The 18,816-nt window shown below is 61.0% G+C and carries 20 protein-coding genes; 12 read left to right on the forward strand and 8 right to left on the reverse strand.

From position 1 onward, the window contains the following. The first annotated feature begins 119 nt into the window (after positions 1-119). From ACJ8J4_RS11630 to ACJ8J4_RS11645, 4 genes are read left to right on the forward strand one after another with little or no spacing between them, the layout of a single operon-like run. Positions 120-1,169, forward strand: a complete 1,050-nt coding sequence (locus ACJ8J4_RS11630; RefSeq protein WP_148123221.1) for an ABC transporter substrate-binding protein — start codon at positions 120-122, stop codon at positions 1,167-1,169. Further along, positions 1,166-2,167, forward strand: coding sequence for a FecCD family ABC transporter permease (locus ACJ8J4_RS11635; protein WP_099816731.1), 1,002 nt, complete (start codon positions 1,166-1,168; stop codon positions 2,165-2,167). The genes ACJ8J4_RS11630 and ACJ8J4_RS11635 overlap by 4 nt, the downstream gene beginning before the upstream one ends. Then, positions 2,160-2,939, forward strand: coding sequence for an ABC transporter ATP-binding protein (locus ACJ8J4_RS11640; RefSeq protein ID WP_261456143.1), 780 nt, complete (start codon positions 2,160-2,162; stop codon positions 2,937-2,939). The genes ACJ8J4_RS11635 and ACJ8J4_RS11640 overlap by 8 nt, the downstream gene beginning before the upstream one ends. Next, entirely contained in the window at positions 2,932-3,657 is a 726-nt protein-coding gene (locus ACJ8J4_RS11645) for a substrate-binding domain-containing protein (protein ID WP_197835643.1), read from the forward strand. Before ACJ8J4_RS11640 ends, ACJ8J4_RS11645 begins: the two co-directional genes overlap by 8 nt. Before the next feature lie 28 nt (positions 3,658-3,685). Here the strand turns inward: ACJ8J4_RS11645 and ACJ8J4_RS11650 are convergent, their stop codons facing one another. Next, positions 3,686-4,486, reverse strand: coding sequence for an alpha/beta fold hydrolase (locus tag ACJ8J4_RS11650; protein ID WP_080350744.1), 801 nt, complete (start codon positions 4,484-4,486; stop codon positions 3,686-3,688). 238 nt (positions 4,487-4,724) lie between these two features. Between ACJ8J4_RS11650 and ACJ8J4_RS11655 the strand changes: the two genes are divergently transcribed. The 5 genes from ACJ8J4_RS11655 to ACJ8J4_RS11675 all read left to right on the forward strand — a co-directional run bounded on the left by ACJ8J4_RS11655 (position 4,725) and on the right by ACJ8J4_RS11675 (position 10,216). Continuing rightward, on the forward strand, positions 4,725-5,480 hold the full coding sequence (locus tag ACJ8J4_RS11655; protein WP_261456144.1) for a CDP-diacylglycerol diphosphatase: 756 nt from the start codon (positions 4,725-4,727) through the stop codon (positions 5,478-5,480). Positions 5,481-5,648: 168 nt separating this feature from the next. Beyond that, complete coding sequence (locus tag ACJ8J4_RS11660; RefSeq protein ID WP_141997521.1) at positions 5,649-6,173, forward strand: MarR family winged helix-turn-helix transcriptional regulator; 525 nt, start codon at positions 5,649-5,651, stop codon at positions 6,171-6,173. Next, positions 6,170-7,501: a c-type cytochrome gene (locus ACJ8J4_RS11665; protein ID WP_142590659.1), complete on the forward strand. Its 1,332-nt coding sequence runs from the start codon at positions 6,170-6,172 to the stop codon at positions 7,499-7,501. The genes ACJ8J4_RS11660 and ACJ8J4_RS11665 overlap by 4 nt, the downstream gene beginning before the upstream one ends. A gap of 16 nt (positions 7,502-7,517) precedes the next feature. Then, entirely contained in the window at positions 7,518-7,970 is a 453-nt protein-coding gene (locus ACJ8J4_RS11670; protein WP_043136855.1) for a (2Fe-2S)-binding protein, read from the forward strand. Between the two features lie 2 nt (positions 7,971-7,972). Further along, the gene (locus ACJ8J4_RS11675; protein ID WP_197835258.1) at positions 7,973-10,216 is read left to right on the forward strand and encodes a xanthine dehydrogenase family protein molybdopterin-binding subunit; all 2,244 of its coding nucleotides are present in this window, start codon (positions 7,973-7,975) and stop codon (positions 10,214-10,216) included. A gap of 38 nt (positions 10,217-10,254) precedes the next feature. On the opposite strand, the gene ACJ8J4_RS11680 is transcribed toward ACJ8J4_RS11675, so the two are convergent. The 6 genes from ACJ8J4_RS11680 to lsrK all read right to left on the reverse strand — a co-directional run bounded on the left by ACJ8J4_RS11680 (position 10,255) and on the right by lsrK (position 15,805). Further along, complete coding sequence (locus tag ACJ8J4_RS11680; protein WP_025301990.1) at positions 10,255-10,557, reverse strand: hypothetical protein; 303 nt, start codon at positions 10,555-10,557, stop codon at positions 10,255-10,257. Continuing rightward, the gene (locus ACJ8J4_RS11685) at positions 10,554-11,189 is read right to left on the reverse strand and encodes an AAA family ATPase (protein WP_025301991.1); all 636 of its coding nucleotides are present in this window, start codon (positions 11,187-11,189) and stop codon (positions 10,554-10,556) included. The genes ACJ8J4_RS11680 and ACJ8J4_RS11685 overlap by 4 nt, the downstream gene beginning before the upstream one ends. Positions 11,190-11,461: 272 nt before the next feature. Beyond that, positions 11,462-11,803, reverse strand: coding sequence for an HNH nuclease YajD (gene yajD, locus ACJ8J4_RS11690; protein WP_004939576.1), 342 nt, complete (start codon positions 11,801-11,803; stop codon positions 11,462-11,464). A 54-nt stretch (positions 11,804-11,857) separates the two neighbouring features. Then, positions 11,858-12,775, reverse strand: a complete 918-nt coding sequence (locus ACJ8J4_RS11695) for a LysR family transcriptional regulator (RefSeq protein WP_043136865.1) — start codon at positions 12,773-12,775, stop codon at positions 11,858-11,860. A gap of 59 nt (positions 12,776-12,834) precedes the next feature. Further along, complete coding sequence (locus ACJ8J4_RS11700) at positions 12,835-14,019, reverse strand: MFS transporter (RefSeq protein WP_089180663.1); 1,185 nt, start codon at positions 14,017-14,019, stop codon at positions 12,835-12,837. Between the two features lie 220 nt (positions 14,020-14,239). Beyond that, a complete protein-coding gene (lsrK, locus tag ACJ8J4_RS11705) occupies positions 14,240-15,805 on the reverse strand; it encodes an autoinducer-2 kinase (protein ID WP_197835260.1) in 1,566 nt (521 codons plus the stop codon). A gap of 193 nt (positions 15,806-15,998) precedes the next feature. Between lsrK and lsrG the strand changes: the two genes are divergently transcribed. The 3 genes from lsrG (at position 15,999) to ACJ8J4_RS11720 (ending at position 17,959) form a co-directional block, all read left to right on the forward strand. Further along, positions 15,999-16,292 (forward strand): (4S)-4-hydroxy-5-phosphonooxypentane-2,3-dione isomerase, encoded by a 294-nt coding sequence (lsrG, locus tag ACJ8J4_RS11710; protein ID WP_264383875.1) that lies wholly within the window; start codon positions 15,999-16,001, stop codon positions 16,290-16,292. An 87-nt stretch (positions 16,293-16,379) separates the two neighbouring features. Next, a complete protein-coding gene (locus tag ACJ8J4_RS11715; RefSeq protein WP_264383876.1) occupies positions 16,380-17,285 on the forward strand; it encodes an EamA family transporter in 906 nt (301 codons plus the stop codon). Between the two features lie 83 nt (positions 17,286-17,368). Continuing rightward, positions 17,369-17,959: a LysE family translocator gene (locus ACJ8J4_RS11720; protein WP_043136876.1), complete on the forward strand. Its 591-nt coding sequence runs from the start codon at positions 17,369-17,371 to the stop codon at positions 17,957-17,959. On the opposite strand, the gene ACJ8J4_RS11725 is transcribed toward ACJ8J4_RS11720, so the two are convergent. Next, on the reverse strand, positions 17,935-18,762 hold the full coding sequence (locus ACJ8J4_RS11725; protein ID WP_148123225.1) for an AraC family transcriptional regulator: 828 nt from the start codon (positions 18,760-18,762) through the stop codon (positions 17,935-17,937). The two genes, ACJ8J4_RS11720 and ACJ8J4_RS11725, sit on opposite strands and share 25 nt — an antisense overlap. Positions 18,763-18,816: the final 54 nt, after the last annotated feature.

An 18,816-nucleotide genomic window follows, 5' to 3' on the forward strand; every position in this document is an offset into this window, starting at 1 on the left:
ATCGTTATCTCCTCGTTTTTCTTCCTGCATACATGGCATAGGGTTTGATCTCGCTGATTGTTTCGCCATGCTCATCGCTATATTATTAGATATATAACGATAATCAACCGGTCACTGCCATGTTTAACTTTCTCCCGCGCCTGATGCTGGCGCTCGTGTTGTTCTCTACCGCCGCCCTGGCGGATCGCCAGGTCACCGATCAGCTCAACCGTCAGGTCACGCTGCCCGATCACATTACCCGTGCCGTGGTGCTGCAACACCAGACGCTGAACCTATTGGTGCAGCTTGATGCGATGCCGCAGGTGGTCGGCGTGCTTAGCAGTTGGAAAAAGCAGCTGGGGCCAAACTACCTGCGGCTGGCACCGACGCTGGCAACCCTGCCGATGCCGGGCGATCTGACTTCGGTGAATATTGAAAGCCTGCTCGGCCTGCATCCACAGGTGGTGTTTGTGGCCAACTATGCGCCGCCGGAAATGATTGCACAGATCGAACGGGTGGGCATTCCGGTGGTGGCTATCTCGCTGCGCCGCGAGGCGGCCGATCAGGCGGGCAAAATGAATCCTCAACTGAGCGATGAAGATCGGGCCTATACGCTGGGGCTGCAGGACGGTATTCGGCTGATTGGCGAGGTGATGGAGCGTCAGCCTCAGGCCGAAGCGCTGATTAAGGACGTCACTCAGCAGCGTGCCCTGGTCGCCGAACGGCTGGGCACGCTGCCGGACGATCGGCGGGTGCGGGTGTATATGGCCAACCCCGATCTCACCACCTACGGTGCCGGCAAATATACCGGGTTGATGATGCGGCACGCGGGTGCGCTCAACGTGGCGGCGAAAGAGATCCAGGGGTTTAAACAGGTCTCTATCGAGGATGTCCTGAAGTGGGATCCGGCGGTGATTTTCGTGCAAGAACGCTACCCGGACGTGGTGAAACAGATCCTGACGTCACCGCAGTGGCAGCCGATTGACGCGGTGAAGAATAAGCGGGTCTACCTGATGCCGGAGTACGCCAAGGCCTGGGGATATCCGATGCCGGAGGCGATGGCGTTGGGTGAGTTGTGGATGGCGAAAAAACTTTACCCGCAGCGTTTTGCCGATATCCATCTGCAGCAGCGGGTCGATACTTACTATCAACGCTATTACCGCGCCACCTGTTGCCAGAGCGGGCAATGAAGCTGGGTTGGTTGGCGCTGCTGACGCTGTGCTGCGCGCTGTTTTCGCTCGGTGTTGGCCGCTTTCAGGTGCCGATTACGCACAGCCTGATGATTTTGCTGGAGCCGTTCACCGGGCAGCATTATGCAGGCATCGATGCTGTCCAACGCCAGGTGATCCTGGGGGTGCGCGTGCCGCGGGTGCTGTTGGCGATGGGCGCCGGCGCGGCGCTGGCCCTGTGTGGCGCGGCTTTGCAAGGCGTCTTTCGCAACCCGCTAGTCGATCCGCATATTATCGGCGTGTCTTCCGGCGCGGCCTTTGGCGGTACGCTGGCTATCCTGCTCAGCCTGCCGTTGGCGGCGCTGCTGCTGTCGGCTTTTGTTTTCGGCATGGCGGCGCTGCTGTTGATTTTCACCCTCACCAGCGCCATTGCACGGCGCAATATTCTCTCGTTGGTACTGGCGGGGGTGATCCTCAGCGGTTTTTTCTCCGCCTGCGTCAGCCTGATGCAATATCTGGCGGATACCGAAGAGAAGCTGCCGAGCATTGTATTTTGGCTGCTCGGCAGCTTTGCCACCGCCGATCGGCAAAAGCTGCTGATGCTGTTTTTGCCTTTGCTGTTGGCCGGCGGCTTGCTGCTGGCGCTGCGCTGGCGCATCAATCTGCTGTCGTTAGGCGATGAAGATGCCGGTGCGCTCGGCGTCAACGTTGAGCGCACCCGCTGGCTGATATTGACGCTGTGCGCCGCCATCGTGGCCGCCCAGGTGGCGGTCAGCGGCAGCATCGGGTGGGTCGGCTTGGTGATCCCGCACGTCGCAAGACGGCTGGTGGGGCCGGATCACCGGCGCCTGTTGCCGGCTTCGCTTTGCCTGGGCGCCCTGTACATGCTGTTGATCGACGATTTGGCGCGTACGTTGAGCAGCAGCGAAATCCCGCTGGGCATTTTGACTGCGCTGATTGGCGCGCCATTGTTCGCACTGCTGCTGCGCCGCGCGCAAGTGAGAGGCTGGCATGACTGACACGTTATTGGCCGCCAGGGGCGTGAGTTTTGCCTGGCCTGGCGGGCCCCCGCTGTTCCAACACCTGGAGATTCAGCTGCGGCGCGGCGAAGTGCTGGCGGTATTGGGCCCGAATGGGCGCGGTAAAAGCACGCTGCTGCAACTGCTGTTAGGCAGCCTGACGCCGCAATCCGGCGAGATTGAGCGCTGCGGCGAGATGGGCTTTGTCCCGCAGCACTTTTCGCCGCCGTTTGCCTACCGGGTGCTGGATATCGTGTTGATGGGGCGGGCACGCCATGTCGGCCTGTTCCGTTCACCGTCAGCCAAGGATCATCGGCTGGCCAGAGAAGCGTTGCAGTCGTTGGATTTGCAGCACCTGGCAGAGCGCGAGTTTGGCAGCCTGTCCGGCGGCCAACGCCAGTTGGTGATGATCGCCCGCGCATTGGCGATGCGCTGCGAGGTGTTGATTCTGGATGAACCGACTTCGGCGCTGGATCTGCACTACCAGGATCGGGTATTGAGTCTGATGGCGCGCCTGGCGCGGGAACAGCAGTTGGCGGTGGTGTTCTCCACGCATCAGCCCAACCATGCACATGCGGTGGCGGATCGGGCTTTGCTGCTGGGCAAGGAAGGGCGCAGCCAGCTCGGTGCCTGCCGCGAGGTGTTAACGGCACATTCCCTGTCACCCTTGTTCGGCCTGGCGATCGAACGGATGCCGCTGACGGTGGCGGGCCGCCGCTACGCGACGCTGGTGCCGCTGTATCGCAGCCAATTGGAGCGACATGATGAGTGATATCCTGCTGTTTGCCGCCGGCAGCCTGCGGCTGGCGTTTACGCCGCTGCTGTCGGCATTTCAGCGCGACACCGGGCAAAAGGTTTCGGCGGAATTCGGCCCGGCGGGGTTGTTGCGCCAACGGATAGAGTACGGCGAGCGGCCACAGCTGTTCGCCTCGGCCAACGTGGCGCACCCGCAAAGGTTGGCGGATCTCGGGATGGCGGGGGCGATACAGGTTTTTGCGCGCAATCGGCTATGCGCCACGGTACGCAACGTGCCGGCATTAACCGAGCGTCCGCTTCCTGAGGTATTGTGCGATCCGCGCTGGCGGCTGGCCACTTCGACACCGGGAGCGGATCCTTCCGGCGATTATGCGCTGCAGCTTTTTGAACGCTGCGAGCAATACTGGCCGGGGCAGGGGGAAGCGCTACGCCGGCGGGCGTTACCGTTAGTCGGCGGGATAGATTCTGCCCCGGTGCCTGCAGGCCGACTGGCGGCGGAATATCTGATAGCCGGCGGGCAGGCAGATATTTTTCTCGGCTATGCCAGCTATGCTCCGGCGTTGGCGGCCTACCCGGCGTTGGCGGTGCGGCCGCTGGCGCCACCGTTGGATATCGAGGCGGATTATGGTTTATGCCTGTTGGATGACGGTGCGCAGCGGTTGGCCGCATTTATCTTGAGCGAACAAGGGCAGGGCATACTGAGCCGACACGGATTTATGCGGCGTACGGAATGACTCGCCGGGCCTGGCGGCCCGGAGAATCTTACCAGAACAGCGGCGTGGTGTTTTCAGCCAGAAATGCCAGCAGCGTTTCGTTGACCGCCGCCGGGTTTTCCTTGTTGCTGATATGCCCGGCGTTGGGGATCAGCACATGTTGGCAGCCGAGAAGATCCGCCATGCGCTGGCCCTCTGCCGGTGGGCGCGGCTTATCCTGTGCGCCGGTAATGACGATGCTGGCGGCGGTGATGTGTTCCAGCAGCGCCAGCTTGTCGGGGCGGCCAAAGATCATCCGGCCCAGCGGTACGATGCTCTCGCGCAGGCGATCGGCAGGCAGGCTCTGGAGCTGACACAACAGCGATTGCAATAAGGCATCGGGGACATCATCGGAATAAAACAGCGACGCGACATGTTCCAGCAGGGGCGACGTGATGGCGCCGGCCTGCTCCACGGCGGCCAACATGCCCATATAGCGCTGCCGCGCTTCTGGGGTTTCGTCGCCCAGGTAGCTGTCCAGCAGCGCCAGCACTTTCACCCGCTCCGGCGCCAGCGCCGCCAGTTCGGCGCCCCACATGCCGCCGACGGACAGGCCGACGATGCCGAACTCTTCGATATCCAAACGATCCATCAGCGCCAAATGGTCGGCGGCGATATCCGACAGGCTGTTTCGCCCGGGCGGCAGCGCCGGTGAATCGCCGTGGCCCCAGAGATCCGGCACGATCAGGCGGTAGCGTTTAGCCAGCGCTTCAAACTGCGGCGCCCACATATTCAGATCGAACAGATAGCTGTGGCCCAGCAGCAACGGAAAGCCCGACCCTACGTCGAGGTAATGGAGGGATTTGCCCATCGTTGGCATCTTATCGGTTCCTTATATAAAGAGAGTCCCGGCTGCTTATATCACACTCATATTCAACCTGCGGTATTAATTTACCTTAAATTACTCAGGTGGAGGCTTATTTTTAATTATCCATTGCTAACAAGACGTCAATGAAAGGTGACATTAAGGATAATATTCTGGTCGATGCCAGAGCCTTGGTTTATGCTGGCGCTCCTTTCGGTATGGAATAGATAAACAGGGCGTCGCGATGAAAAGACTTTTCAGACTATTAATTATTTTGCTTGTCATTTTGCTGCTGGCGGCGGTGCTGTGGTGGTTCTTTGGGCGCGGCAATCCGAATGCGCTGTGGCAAATCGTCAGCCGACAGTGCGTGCCCAATCAGCAGCAAAACCACGATCCGGCGCCCTGCTTAAAGGTTGATTTAACCGAGGGTTATGTGCTGTTTAAGGACAGCAAAGGCCCCTATCACGATCTGGTGATGCCGACCGAAAAGGTCAGCGGCATCGAGAGCCCGATATTGCAAGCGGATCGGACGCCGCCTTATTTCTCCCAGGCCTGGAATAATAGGGAACATATATCCGGCGAGCTGGGTAAACCGTTAAAAGACGCATGGGTTTCTCTTGCGGTCAATTCGAAATATGGCCGCTCTCAAAATCAGCTGCATATTCACGTTGCCTGCTTGCGCCAGGATGTCTATAACGTGCTGGGGGAACAGGCGGAGCAATTAGATCAACAGTGGCGGCCGCTGGCGGTGAAATTAGTCGGCCATCACTATCTGGCCAGAAAATTGGCGGGCACCGATTTAACCCACGAAGATCCTTTCCGCTTGTTGCAAAACTACGTGGTCGAGCAGGGCGACAGCATCGGCAATTACGGCCTGGCGCTGGCGGTCAGCCCGCAGGGCGAAATGCTGCTGTTGGCAAACCGTTTGAAGTTGACCGATCTCAACCTGGGCTCGGCCGGTGAAATTCAGGACTACCGGTGCGAGGTGGCGAGGAACTGAATTTTTCTTATCGCTCCCCGTCGTGGGGGAGCGTATGCCGTGCGATACGAACTAACCAAATGTATTAACTCGTTTTTACTTTATTTTCCCTCATCTGCTTGATCCTGTTCTCATGTTCGATCTACTATTTGTTTGCACAAGCAAATAAATAATCGAGAGCAATCCGATATGCCACAACCACGTAAACTCCCTGCTGCGCTGGGCATCCATCTGGATGTGACCAATCGCCTGTGGCGCACGGCGATGGACCAGTCGGTGAAAATGACCAATCTGACGCGCCCGCATTGGCTGGCGCTGAGTGCGATTGCCGACTTGGGGGAGGGCTGCACGTTGAAAGACGTTTCGCAGCATTTGAACGCCGAAGTCTCGACGATGTCGCGCGCGCTGCTGTTTCTGGAAAAAAATCGGCTTATCGCTCGCGATGCTCTGTCCGAAGATAAGCGCGCCAAAGGCGTGAGAATGACCGAGGCCGGGCAGGAGATGCTGGCGCAGTTGGATCATTCCAGCCAACAGGCGCGGCAAAAGCTGCTTAGCGGTATTTCGGCCGACGATCTGGAGGCTTTTTACCGCGTATTGTTTGGCATCAAACATAACGCAATAACGATGCTCGAACAGGACAATCTGTTGCCGGACGAGTTTGCCCTTCTGGCGGAGGAGCGAGCGGGGGCGATGAAGCCGGAAGGTGAAGCGTGAACGGCCGCTGGCGGAGAGCACGACAGCGGTGCGTTATCGCGTTGGGGATCTTCTCCTGCTCGGTCTTCGCCAGCCAGAATGACCAACAGGTCATCGCACGGGGAAAATATCTGGCTACCGCCGCAGATTGCGCGGCTTGTCACCGCGGCAGCGCCCAACAGGACGCCCCCTATGTCGGCGGTTATGCCATCGCTTCGCCGATGGGCGACATCATCGCCAGCAATATCACGCCCGCCAAAGGAACCGGCATTGGCGACTACAGTGAACCGGAGTTTCGCCGCGCCTTAACGCAGGGCATTCGGCGGGACGGTCAACCCTTGTATCCCGCCATGCCCTATACCGCTTATCAGGGGTTGAGCGATGACGATCTGCACGCGTTGTATCGCTATTTTATGGCCGGGGTCGCACCGGTCGATCGCGCGGTGCCTGAAACCCAACTGACGTTCCCTTTTTCCTGGCGTTATGCGATCCACGGCTGGAACTGGCTGTTTCTGAAAAAAACGCCCATCGATGAAGACGGGAAGAAGGCGCGTGGTCGCTATCTGGTGGATGTGTTGGGGCATTGCTCGGCGTGTCACAGCCCACGTAATGGGATGATGGCTGAACGCGGCGATCGCTACCTGGCGGGCGGAGAGGCAGGCGGTTGGATCGCGCCGAATATCACCTCGGATCCCGTTAGCGGCATCGGCGGCTGGAGCCGGGAAGAATTGGTGCAGTATCTGCGTACCGGGCGCAATGACAAAGCTCAGGCGGCCGGCGGCATGGCGGAGGCGGTGGAGCATAGCCTGCGTTTCCTGAGTGACGACGATCTCGGCGCCATCGCCGATTGGCTCAAACAAACTCCGCCGATCGTCACCGTGCAAGGAACGAAAGCGGCCTATCAATACCAGGGGGGCGGTAAAGGCCGCGCCGCCGGCCAGGCGCTGTATGCCGCTGCCTGCGCCAGCTGCCATCGTCTGGGCGGCGAGGGGGCTTACGACGGCCATTTCCCTTCTTTGACGCACAATTCCACCGTAGGCAGCGAGCAGGCCAATAATCTGATCATGGTGATGCTGCATGGCGTGCAGCGCCAGGGAGAGGCGCTGCAGACCTGGATGCCGGGATTTGCCGATAGCCTGGATGACCGGCAACTGGCCGAGTTGGGCAATTACGTATTACAGCAATTCGGCAATCCGGCGGTCAGGATAACGCCGGAGCAAGTGGCTCGGCAGCGGGCGGGCGGTGAAAAACCGCTGTTGATTACGTCATTGCCTTATGTGTTCTGGGGCGGCGTATTGCTGGTATTGATCGTCATTGGGGCGTGGGTGAAACGTCGGGTGAAGCATTGATCCAAGAGAGGATGGCATGAAGTTCAATCTGAACGGCCAGGCGGTCGAGTTTAACGGCGAGCCGGATACGCCGCTGCTGTGGGTGATCCGAGAACATTTTAAGTTAACCGGCACCAAGTTCGGCTGCGGTATTGGCGCCTGTGGCGCCTGTACGGTACATGTCGACGGTAAGGCAGTGCGTTCATGTTGCTATCCGCTGCAATTGGTGCGCGATCGGCAGGTGACCACCATCGAAGGGCTGTCCCTCGATCGCCGTCATCCGGTGCAGCAGGCCTGGATTGCGGAGGATGTGCCGCAGTGCGGCTACTGCCAATCAGGCATGATCATGGCGGTCAGCGCGCTGCTGGCGGAACACCCGAGGCCGGACGATCGGCAGATAGATGCGGGCCTGACCAATCTGTGCCGCTGCGCCACCTACCACCGGATCCGTGCGGCGGTGCACCGCGCCGCGGACAAGGGAGGATCTTGAGTATGGCGATCACCCGCAGAGCCTTGATAAAAGGCAGCGCGTTGGCAGTGGCCGCCATGCTGCTGCCGATATCGACGCGCAGCCTGGCGGCCGTGGTTTCACAGGACGTGGCGCCACCGGACGGTCAGCATGAATTGAACGATTGGATCTGGATCGATCGCGATGGGCGCATCGTTATTGGCGTGTCGCAATGTGAGGTCGGGCAGGGGATTTACACCGGCCTAGCCGAAGTGGTGGCGGCGGAGATGGATGCCGATTGGGCGCAGGTGACGGTGAAATTCGTCACCGGCCGTGACGCTTACCGTCAGGTTGCCGGGGGCGAGGCTTTCGCACAGTTTGTCGCCGCCTCAACCTCCATGACCAAATTTTATCAGCGTGCCCGGCTGGCCGGCGCACAGGCGAGAGATTTTTTTCTGCGGGCCGGCGCAAAACATTTCGCGCTTTCACCGGCGCAGTGCCGCACGGAGAAAGGCTGGGTGCTTGAGAAAGGCGGACAGCGCAAGGTCGCCTACGGCGATCTGGTGCGCTATGCCGCCGAGCTGCCGTTGGATCCGCAGCCTGGTTTAAAGAGTGAGGCGCAAGAGCGAGAGAGTGTCATTGGCAAGCCGCTGTTGCGGGTTGATACGCCGGAGAAAGTGGACGGCAGTGCGATTTACGGTATCGATATCGACTTGCCGGAGATGCTGATCGGCGTTCCCTGGATGGTGCCCGATCTCAGCGGAAAGCTGGTCGCCGTGCGCAATGAACGGCAGATTCGGGCCATGCCGGGCGTGGTGGATCTGGTGCTGACCCGGCAGTGGTCGATGAACAACATGGTCGGATTGGATCACGATATGTCGCTCAATACGGTGATCGTGGTGGCGGCGAGCTACTGGCAGGCCAAAAAGGCGGCGGATTTGCTGGAGGTCGACTGGCTGCCGGGCACAGGAAAAGCGCTGACCGATAGCGCGATTGCGGCGGAGAATCTGGCGATGCTGGATGGCGATACGCTGGTGCCGGCGGTCGATCGCGGCGAGGCGTCGGCGTTGATTCGTGGCGCTGAACAAGGTTCACGCTTGCATGAAGCGCGTTACAGCGCACCTTATGTGGCGCACGCCACCCTGGAGCCTTGCAATGCCACCAGCCATTACGGCGAGGGCCGTATCGAAACCTGGGGCCCTTTCCAGGGCCAGGACATGGTACGCAACGTTCTGGCGAAAATGTTCGGGCTGAAGCCGACGGATGTGGTGGTGAATACGACCTATCTGGGGGGCAGCTTTGGGCGCAAATATCTGCCGGATGCCGTGATGCATGCTACCGCCGCCTCCCGGGCGGTGGGGAAACCGGTCAAAGTGATCTATCCGCGCGAGATCGACATGCGGCATGAATACTATCGTCCGGCCTGCATCAGCCATTATCGGGCGCTGTTGGATGAAAACGGCTACCCGCAGGCGCTGTGGGCGCGCTATGCCGGGCAGTCTCTCTTCTGGCAAATGCGGCGCGAAACGGTCAACGAGGCCGGGGGATGGGATGAAAGTATGGTGGAGTGCGTTTACAGCACGCCGTATCGCATCCCACACCTGAAGGTGGAGGCCGGCATCGTCGAACAGCCGATCTCCCTGAGCTATCTGCGCGGTGTCGGCAGCGTCGCCAGTCTGTTCTTTTTGGAAAGCTTTATCAGCGAACTCAGCCATAAGGCCAACCGGGACGAATATTCGTATCGGCGGCATCTGTTGCAAGACAGCCCGGAAGCGTTGCGCGTCCTGGACGCCACCGCGGCGGCGGCCGGTTGGCAGCATGAGCCGCCGCTGGGCGTTTATCGCGGTATGGCGTGCAATATTTGGGTCGGCCGCAATAACGCTTTCACCACCTACGTCGGTTTGGTGGTTGAAATCGCCATCCAGGGGGGGCGACTACGGGTGCTGCGCGCGGTATGTGCGATTGACTGTGGCAAGGTGATAAACCCGAACCTGGTGCGTGCCAACGTAGAGGGCGGCATCGGCTTTGCGCTGACCACCTGTCTGCACAGCGAGCTGCATTTTGAACGGGGCGGCGTGGTAGAAGGGAATTTCGATCGCTATCCGCTGCTCGCGATCGCCGAAATGCCCAAGGTGGAGGTCGTGGTGCTCGATAGCGCGCGTGCACCGCAGGGATGCGGGGAAGTATCGACTGCGGTGGTCGCCCCGGCGATAGCCAGCGCGCTGCATAAGGCCACCGGCAAAACCTATCGTACTATGCCGTTCCCACGCGAGTTCTCGTCGGTGTAACGGCAGCCGCCGGTTTGGCCAGCCGGCGGGCCGTGCGGTCAGAGCTTTTTCAGCAGTTCCAGCAGTTGCGCTTCGCTTTTCTCCGCCAATCCGTCGATCGCCAGTTTGATGATGTCGGAACGGGTGATGCGCACGATGCCGTTGCGCGCCGCCTGCACGATCACTTCATCGATAGCCTCAATGTGGTTGTCCGTCAGGCTGACGGAGATCGCCTTATAGGTTCGCTTGCGGCCGGCCGGTTTGGCTTCTGGCGCGGGCGCCGCGACCGGCAGCGTGTGCGAGGTGGCGCTGTTGATGAATTCGTCTTCCGACATGCGGTGGGTGGGGGTGCGTTTTTTCACAGGATCACCTCTTTCACCAGGCATTCAATTTCGCTCTGCGCCTTTTCGTTGTTCGCCTCGTGCACGGTGATGGCTTCACCCCAGGCGTCACGGTAAATCTTGCGGTCGCACAGGCGGTTGCTCACCAGGGTGAACTCCGGGTATTCGCTCAGCACCTGCGCCGCTTCGTTGGCTTCATTAATGAAGATATTGGTCGGGCACATGTTCAACACGATGTAGCCTTTGACCTTCTCGTTGTATTCCTGCGCGGTGGAGAACATCTCCGACAGATAGCCAATGGTGTCGAGATCCATCTGCGAAGGGCGCAGCGGCGAGAGGAACAGATCGGCGGCCAGCAGGCCGGAGCGCAGTTCGGCGCTGTCGCGGCCGGCGGTGTCGACGATCACGTAGTCGTAATGGCGATCGAGCTCCAGCAGCGTTTCCTTGATTTTACCCGACGCGGCCACCACCGGAATGTGCGGCAGCCCCTCGACGTTCTGACGGTCGTTGTACCAGGTCATGATCGACTTCTGGTCGTCGGCATCGACGATGATCGCCGTCTTGCCTTGCTTAAGAATCAGATACCCGGCGATGTTCACCGCTTTCGTCGACTTGCCGACGCCGCCTTTTTGCGAGCCAATCAGGACAATCATGCTGCCATCTCTCAAGTTATTAAGCTGATAACTTATTAAGTTAATATGCTTATTAGGTTGATAATCAAACAGGTTAACAAGAACAACTCGCGAACAATATGCACCAACTGCGGCGGCTTGCCAAGCCAGTATGTTGTTAACTGCGCAGCTTATTTTGCGGTGAATCGGCCGGGTGGGTAAGTAGGAATTCTCTGGGAAGTGGCGGAACGGAAGAGAGTTTTTGTTAATTTAACAGCTTAATAAGTTAGTGGCTCATTAAGCTGTCGATGGCGTTACTTCTTCATCATCGCCTTCAGGTTGGCGAACGGGTTGTGGGTGGCGACGCCGATATCTTTCTGAGCGTCTTCACCGGCCACCACCGTTGAACCGTATTGATCGGCCTCGGTGTATTTCGAGTGCTCGTGGTCGTGACAATACAGGCACAGCATTTCCCAGTTGCTACCGTCTTCGGGGTTGTTGCTGTGATCGTGATCGATATGGTGCACCGTCAGTTCGCGCAGGTTGGAATAGACGAATTCGCGTGAGCAGCGCCCGCACACCCAGGGGAACAGTTTCAGCGCTTTTTCGCGGTAGCCGGTTTCCAGCTTCGCATAGTTTTTGGGGATATAGGCCATGGTGGTTGTCCGTCGTGAATCACTATGCGGCAAATAATACCACACTGCGTGCGGCTACAACGTGCGGCTCATCTTGCCGTTGTCAAACGTCTCCACCGCCCAGTCGATAAACGCCCGCAGCTTGCCGCTGAGGTGGCGATTGGACGGGTAGACCACGTACATTTGCTCCGGCGGCGGCTGCCAATCGTGCAGCAGACTGACCAGCTCGCCGCTGTCGAGGTGCGGCTGCGCCATAAACCGATAGATCTGGATGATGCCCAATCCGGCCAGGCTCGCCGCCAGCAGCGCGTTGCCTTCATTGATGCTGACCGGGGAGCGCTGTTGAATGGCGATCTCTTTGCCGTGTTCGGCATAGCGCTGCGGGTGGATGCGGTCGTTAAGCGGGTGGCGATAGTGCACCATCGGAAAACCCTGTTCCAGATCGCACGGGTGGCGCGGCGTACCGTGAAGCGCCAGGTAGGCTGGGGTGGCGCAGCTGACCCAGTCCAAATCGAACAGGCGCCGGGCGATCAGGCTGGAGTCGGCCAACGGACCGCTGCGGATCACGCAGTCGGTGCTGTCGCTGATCAGATCGATCACGCGGTCGCCGACGCTCAGATCGATCTGTATCTGCGGATAGCGTGCCAGAAAGTCGGGCAGTGCCGGCAGCAGTAAGCGACGTGCGGTGCCACCGCCGGTGTCGATACGCAGCACGCCCTGCGGAGAGCTTTGCGATTCGGTCAGGCAGCCTTCCATCTGCTCCAAATCCGCCAGCCATTTCACCGTATTCTGGTAATAGCATTCACCTTCGCGGGTGACCGACACGCTGCGGGTGGTGCGCTGGAACAGCTTGGTCTGCAGGTGATCCTCCAGATTCTGGATCAGCTTGGTGACCGTCGCTTTCGGCATGCCCAGCGACTCGGCGGCGCGGGTAAAGCCGCCGGTTTCCACCACGCGGTTAAATACCCGGATAGCGAGCAAATGATGGTCCATAGGTTCTCAACGCCATGCCCCGGCGACGGCCGGGGCATGTTTCTGCAGATAGATAATGATTAACACTGTTTAGCGCCAATCGCGCCGGAGCGCAAGCTGAGGCCGAATACCAGCGTGGCGGAAAGGATCAGCGCGCCGCCGAACAGCATGGCGCTGCTGACGCCCTGCCAGTCCACCACCTCGCCGCCCAGCAGGGCGCCGGAAGCCAGCGCGATCTGGATGACGCACACCAATAGCGCCTGACCGGCTTCCGGCGCCTGCGGCACGGCGGCGAACATCCAGTTGGTGGCGCAGACCGGCACGGCGCCAAAGGCCAGCCCCCATACCAGCACCATCAGCGTGGCGCCGGCGAGGCCGCTGAGCAGCGGCGAAACGATCAAAATGCCCGCCAGCATGGCGGCGATCAGTATGAAGGTGGCGCGCAGGCTGTATTCCCCCAGACGCTCGCCGAGGAAGGTGCCCAGCAGGCCGATGGCGCCATAGGCCAACAGCTGCAGTGAGATAGCCGATGGGCTGAGGACGAACACCTGCTGCAGCAGGGGCCGCAGGTAGGTGTAGGCGGCGAAGTGGCCGATGAACAACAGCACGATGGCGATCAGGCCGATGCGCGCCATCGGCAGGCGCAGCGGCAGTACCAGATCGCGCGGTGTGACCGGCCGGGACGGTGGTACCGAGGTCAGCAAACGCAGCTGCGCCAACAGCACGCCGACCGCCAATGCCGCACCGCCGAAGAAGGCGGCGCGCCAGCCGAACAGATCGCCGATCAGCGCCCCGGCCGGCACGCCGCACACCGCGCCGACCGAGATGCCGCTGAGGATCAGCGCGGTGGCGCGGCCCTGGCTGGCTTCCGGCACCAGATGGCGGCCGTAGTTGGCGGCGAACGACCAGAAACCGCCGACGCAGATGCCCAGCAGCACGCGGCCCAGCAGCATCATCGGGAAGTTGACGGCCAGCGCCGCCACCAGGTTGGACACCATCAGCAGCAGCGACAACCCCAGCATCAGTAAACGCCGATCCAGACGGCCGGAAATCAGGCTCAATGCGGGAGCGGCCACCGCTGCCACGATGCCGGGCATGGTCACCATCAGCCCGGCGGTGCCGGTGCTGACGCCGAGCGAAGGGGCGATGTTGGTCAGCAGGCCGATCGGCAAGAACTCGGTGGTGACCATGACAAAACAGGCGACCGTCAGCGAGAAGATCGCCGGCCACGGGGATGATGCAGAGTTATCTTTATTATTCAGCATAATGCCGCTCGTCTCAGGTGAATGCGCAGGCCGCTCTCGGGGCGCGGCGTGATCAAAGTCACAATCTACGGCAGGCCGAAGGCGCAGATAAATCCATCTGCGGTGGTTACACTGTTTCTGAAGGGAAACAATCGCGGCGGCGAGTGAAAACGCGGCTCGCGCCGCGCCTAAGAGAAAGGAATAAAACGGCATAAGGTTATGACCGAATGCCGCGTGGCGCTTATAGCCCCGGCGCTTTCCACAGCGAGGTGGTCAGGCCGTTGTCCACCAGCGTCAACTGATCGGCGTAGACCCGCCGCCAGGTTTCTTTCTGTTCCTGATACAGCGTGTGGTGGGTCATGTCCGGCTGATGCTCGCGCTCCCAGCGCACCAATCGCTCGCCGGTTTCGGCCAGCGACTCGTATAACCCGGCGCCGACGCCGGCGGCGATCGCGCAGCCCAGCGCGGTGGCCTCTTTCACCACCGGTACCCGCACCGTCAGCCCGGTGACGTCGCTGAGGATCTGACTCCACAGTTTGCCCTTGGCACCGCCGCCGGCGAACACCAGCGAGCGCGCCTGCACGCCGGAGAAGGCGGCGATCTGCTCCAGATTGCAGGCGGAGACGATGGCGGCATTTTCCTCCAGCGCGCGGAACAGCGTCTGTTTGTTGCAGCGCTCCGGATCGATAGACATGTTGATGAACGACGGCGCCGCGTGATACCAGGTTTTGAAATGCATGGCGTCGGAAAAGATGGGCATCACGCCGTAGGCGCCCGGCGGCACTCTGGCCGCCATCTCTTCCAGCAGGCTATAGGCATCGACGCCCAGCCGCTCCGCCAGCAGTTTCTCTTCGGCGCAGAACGCGTCGCGGAACCAGCGCATGGTCAGGCCGGTAAAGAAGCTGATGGATTCTGCCTGCGCCATGCCGGGAATGACGTGAGGGTTGATGCGGATGTTCATCTCCGGATCGATGGCCGGCTCCGGCAGGTTGACGATTTGCTGCCAGAAGGTGCCGCCGAGCACCGCCGTCTGCCCGGCGCGCACGATGCCAAGCCCCAGGCTGCCGAGCTGCACGTCGCCGCCGCCCATCACCACCGGGGTGCCGCGCAGCAGCCCGCTTTCCTGCGCCGCCTGTTCGGTGACGCACCCCAGCACGCTGCCGGTCTCTTTCACCGGCGACAGAATATCGGCGCGCAGCCCGGCCATATCGAGCAGCGCCGGCCGCCAGTCACGGCTGCTCAGATCCAGCATGCCGGTGGTGCCGGCGTTGGAAGGATCGACCGCCAGCTCGCCGCTCAGCATGTTGGCCAGCCAGTCGCTGATCATGGTCAGCGTCGCCGCCTGGCGATAGATGTCCGGGCGGTGGTGCGCCAGCCATAGCAGGCGCGGCATGGCGCTCAGCGCCAGCGTCTGGCCGGAGTATTGATACACCTCGCGTTCGAAGCCGTGGTTGTGCAGCTCTTTCAGTTCACTGACCTCATGGCTGGCGCGCGCATCGACGTTGGCACAGGCCCAGATCGGCACGCCGTTGCGATCGTACAGAACGATGCCTTCGCGCATCGAGCAGCAGGCCACCGCGCGGATCGCCTGAGCGCTCAATCCAGCGCGTTGCATTGCCTGGCGGATGCACTGGCAGGCCAGCTGCCAGTTGCGGTTGAGGTCAAACTCCATTGAGCCGGGTACGCCCGGCACCGCCAGGTGTTGCCACTCCGCCTGGCCGTGCGCGATCTGGTTACCCGCCAAATCGAAGATCACGGCGCGAATGCTGCCTGTTCCTGCATCCAGCGCCATCAAGTAGTTATCCATAGCCTATGCTCTCAGGGGGAGGAGTGTTAACTATAGATGCCGCCGTCTTCCCTCGCCGGGGGTGGGGTGGGCATCGCCGGTGCGATTTGTGAGCCAGGCGGCAAAATTGCCGTTGCGGCAGGGCAATCGACGGGAATGAACCTATGGTTGGAAAGCGCCATGCTACGGCGCGCCGTTCAAACAAGGAGCTGTCATGCACGTCACATTGGTAGAGATCAACGTTAAACAGGGCAAAATCGACGAATTTATCGACGTTTTCCGCGCCAATCATCTGGGGGCGATCGAAGAGCCGGGCAACCTGCGCTTCGACGTGCTGCAGGATGAGCATATTCCGACGCGGTTTTACATCTACGAAGCCTATCGCGACGAGCAGGCGGTGGCGGCGCATAAGCAGACCCCGCATTACCTGCAGTGCGTGGAGAAGCTGGAAGCGCTGATGACCGGCCCGCGCAAGAAAACCACCTTTATCGGCCTGATGCCGGAATAAGCGCCGGCGTTTGCCGGTGTCCATGTCCCCGGTTTGGTTGTAATCTGCAAGGTAAAGCGAATTTTCAATGGGATAAGCGGGGCGAGGATGACATTGCGCGATCGGCTGTTGGCGCTGTTGGTGGTGGTGATCTGGGGTGTGAATTTCGTCGTCATCAAGTTCGGTTTACAGGGCATGCCCCCGTTTCTGCTGGCTGGGATGCGCTTTTTGCTGGTGGCGTTGCCGGCGATCTTCTTTATTCCGCGCCCGACGATCCCGTGGAAATGGCTGTTGCTGTACGGCATGACCATGAGCTTCGCGCAGTTCGCGTTTTTGTTCGTCGCCATCAAGATGGGCATGCCGGCGGGGCTGGCCTCACTGGTGCTGCAGGCGCAGGTGTTTTTCACCCTGCTGTTGGGTGTCGTGCTGATGGGCGAAAAGCTGCGCGTCAACCATTTCGTCGGCATTGCTATCGCCAGCGGCGGCATGCTGGTGCTGGCGCAGGCCAGCCTGCATAAGCCGGGCAGCGGCGCGGTCCCCCTGGCGGGCCTGCTGCTGACCCTGGCGGCGGCGTTTTCCTGGGCGCTGGGCAACCTGACCAACAAGAAGATCCTGGCCGGTTTCCCGCAGCGCAACATTTTGTCGCTGGTGGTGTGGAGCGCGCCGATCCCGGTCGTGCCGTTCCTGGTCTGCAGCTGGCTGTTCGACGGCCCGCAGGTGGTGCTCGCCAGCCTGAGCCATGTGCAGGTCGGCACCTGGCTGGCGATTGCCTATCTGGCGTTCGCCGCCACGCTGTTCGGTTATTCTGTGTGGGGCAGCCTGCTGGGGCGCTACGAAACCTGGCGCGTCGCGCCGTTGACGCTGCTGGTACCGTTGGTCGGGCTGTTCGCCGCCTGGCTGCTGCTGGACGAAGCGCTGTCGCCGGCGCAGTTCGGCGGCGCATTGCTGGTGCTGGCCGGCATGGCGGTCAACACCTTTGGGCTGCCGCGCCGCCGGGCCGTCGCCGTGCGCTAAATCGAACAGGGCAATTCTGTTCAATACGTTGTCGGCGCGGCCCGGCACTCTGGCACCTGTGAATATTTTCTCAGGTGCCCATCATGAATATCTACCTTTCCATGGCCGCGTTCGCGCTGGCGGCCTCCATCACCCCCGGCCCGGTCAACATCGTCGCATTGAGCGCCGGGGCGCAATTCGGCTTTGGCGCGACCCAGCGTCACGTATTCGGCGCCACGCTGGGGTTTACCCTGTTGCTGTTACTGCTGGGATTGGGCATGCACCAGCTGCTGATCCTGTGGCCGGCGTTGACGCGCTTGATCCAGTGGGCCGGCGTGGCCTTCCTGCTGTTTATGGCCTACCGGCTGGCGTTTGACGACGGCAGGCTGGGCAACGGCGCGGCGCAGGCGCCTTCCTGTTGGTACGGCGCGCTGATGCAATGGCTGAATCCCAAGGCATGGTTGGCGTCGGTGGCCAGCCTCGGCGCTTTTGTCGGCGACGGCGACATCCGGCTGCTGTGGCAATTCGCCGGGCTCTACTTCGTGATTTGCTATGCCTCGGTGGCCTGCTGGGCCTATGTTGGTGCGATGCTGCGCGGCCTGCTCAGGCAGGCGCGCAACGTACAGCGTTTCAACCGCGTGATGGCGGCGTTGCTGGCGGCCAGCGCCTGCTATCTGTTGGCGGAGGGTTTTTGATACTGGCCGGGCGTGGCGGCCAGCAGCTGTTTGAAGGTGCGCTGAAAGTGCGCCTGATCGGCAAAGCCGCTTTCGCTGGCGGCCGCGGCGATCGGCAGGCCGCTTTTCAATAGCCGATGGCCGTGCTGCACGCGGCGATTGACCAGATAAGCGTGCGGCGTCATGCCGTAACGCTGGCGGAAGGCGCGGATCAGGTAAGAGGGCGAGAGCGCGGCGGCGCGGCAAATATCGTCCAGCGTCAGCGGCCGGGTGCAGTGCGCGTCGATAAACGCCGCCGCCGCTTCCAGCCGGGCATGCGGCGGTGTCTCCGGCTGGCGGCCGCTGCCCAGCCCGAGCTGCAGGGCGCTGAAATACTCCACCATGGCGATCTGTTTTTCCAGCGCGCTGCACAGCGGATCCGTCAGCAGCGCATAAAGCCGATTCAGGCCGTGGAACAGCGCCGGATCGCGGCTGAGCGGCCGGCTGAAGGGAACAAAACGCTCGCCTTCGCCCCCGAGCAGCTCCTGCTGCAGCGCGCCGATCCAGGCGAGATCGAGATAGAACATGATGTATGACCAACGGCGGTCGGCGATCGGATTACAGGCATGCGCCTGCTGCGGGTTGATGACAACCAGATCGCCGGCGCTAACCTGCATGCGCCGCTCGCCGTTGACATAGGTGCTGACGCCGCCGGTGATGGCACCGATGGAAAAGAATTCGTGGCTGTGCAGGCTGTAACACGCCTGGCGGCCATCCGCGATGGCGCGGGCTTCGACGAACGGCAACTGCGGATCGCGCCAGAACTGCGGCGTTTTTTCACTCATACGCTTTCCTTTTCACTGCGGTGGCATCACAGTGTTATAGCCTGAAAGCGACGA

Source organism: Serratia sp. CY47280 (assembly GCF_052168655.1).
Lineage (GTDB): Bacteria > Pseudomonadota > Gammaproteobacteria > Enterobacterales > Enterobacteriaceae > Serratia > Serratia bockelmannii.

What these genes read in the sequence shown, in the direction of transcription:
- yajD (WP_004939576.1), bottom strand. Translation starts at nt 11,803, where the DNA reads ATGGCCTATATCCCCAAAAACTATGCGAAGCTGGAAACCGGCTACCGC.
- ACJ8J4_RS11655 (WP_261456144.1), top strand. Translation starts at nt 4,725, where the DNA reads ATGAAAAGACTTTTCAGACTATTAATTATTTTGCTTGTCATTTTGCTG.
- ACJ8J4_RS11640 (WP_261456143.1), top strand. Translation starts at nt 2,160, where the DNA reads ATGACTGACACGTTATTGGCCGCCAGGGGCGTGAGTTTTGCCTGGCCT.
- ACJ8J4_RS11670 (WP_043136855.1), top strand. Translation starts at nt 7,518, where the DNA reads ATGAAGTTCAATCTGAACGGCCAGGCGGTCGAGTTTAACGGCGAGCCG.
- ACJ8J4_RS11700 (WP_089180663.1), bottom strand. Translation starts at nt 14,019, where the DNA reads ATGCTGAATAATAAAGATAACTCTGCATCATCCCCGTGGCCGGCGATC.
- ACJ8J4_RS11635 (WP_099816731.1), top strand. Translation starts at nt 1,166, where the DNA reads ATGAAGCTGGGTTGGTTGGCGCTGCTGACGCTGTGCTGCGCGCTGTTT.
- ACJ8J4_RS11645 (WP_197835643.1), top strand. Translation starts at nt 2,932, where the DNA reads ATGAGTGATATCCTGCTGTTTGCCGCCGGCAGCCTGCGGCTGGCGTTT.
- lsrG (WP_264383875.1), top strand. Translation starts at nt 15,999, where the DNA reads ATGCACGTCACATTGGTAGAGATCAACGTTAAACAGGGCAAAATCGAC.
- ACJ8J4_RS11725 (WP_148123225.1), bottom strand. Translation starts at nt 18,762, where the DNA reads ATGAGTGAAAAAACGCCGCAGTTCTGGCGCGATCCGCAGTTGCCGTTC.
- lsrK (WP_197835260.1), bottom strand. Translation starts at nt 15,805, where the DNA reads ATGGATAACTACTTGATGGCGCTGGATGCAGGAACAGGCAGCATTCGC.
- ACJ8J4_RS11685 (WP_025301991.1), bottom strand. Translation starts at nt 11,189, where the DNA reads ATGATTGTCCTGATTGGCTCGCAAAAAGGCGGCGTCGGCAAGTCGACG.
- ACJ8J4_RS11650 (WP_080350744.1), bottom strand. Translation starts at nt 4,486, where the DNA reads ATGGGCAAATCCCTCCATTACCTCGACGTAGGGTCGGGCTTTCCGTTG.
- ACJ8J4_RS11675 (WP_197835258.1), top strand. Translation starts at nt 7,973, where the DNA reads ATGGCGATCACCCGCAGAGCCTTGATAAAAGGCAGCGCGTTGGCAGTG.
- ACJ8J4_RS11715 (WP_264383876.1), top strand. Translation starts at nt 16,380, where the DNA reads ATGACATTGCGCGATCGGCTGTTGGCGCTGTTGGTGGTGGTGATCTGG.
- ACJ8J4_RS11630 (WP_148123221.1), top strand. Translation starts at nt 120, where the DNA reads ATGTTTAACTTTCTCCCGCGCCTGATGCTGGCGCTCGTGTTGTTCTCT.
- ACJ8J4_RS11695 (WP_043136865.1), bottom strand. Translation starts at nt 12,775, where the DNA reads ATGGACCATCATTTGCTCGCTATCCGGGTATTTAACCGCGTGGTGGAA.
- ACJ8J4_RS11720 (WP_043136876.1), top strand. Translation starts at nt 17,369, where the DNA reads ATGAATATCTACCTTTCCATGGCCGCGTTCGCGCTGGCGGCCTCCATC.
- ACJ8J4_RS11660 (WP_141997521.1), top strand. Translation starts at nt 5,649, where the DNA reads ATGCCACAACCACGTAAACTCCCTGCTGCGCTGGGCATCCATCTGGAT.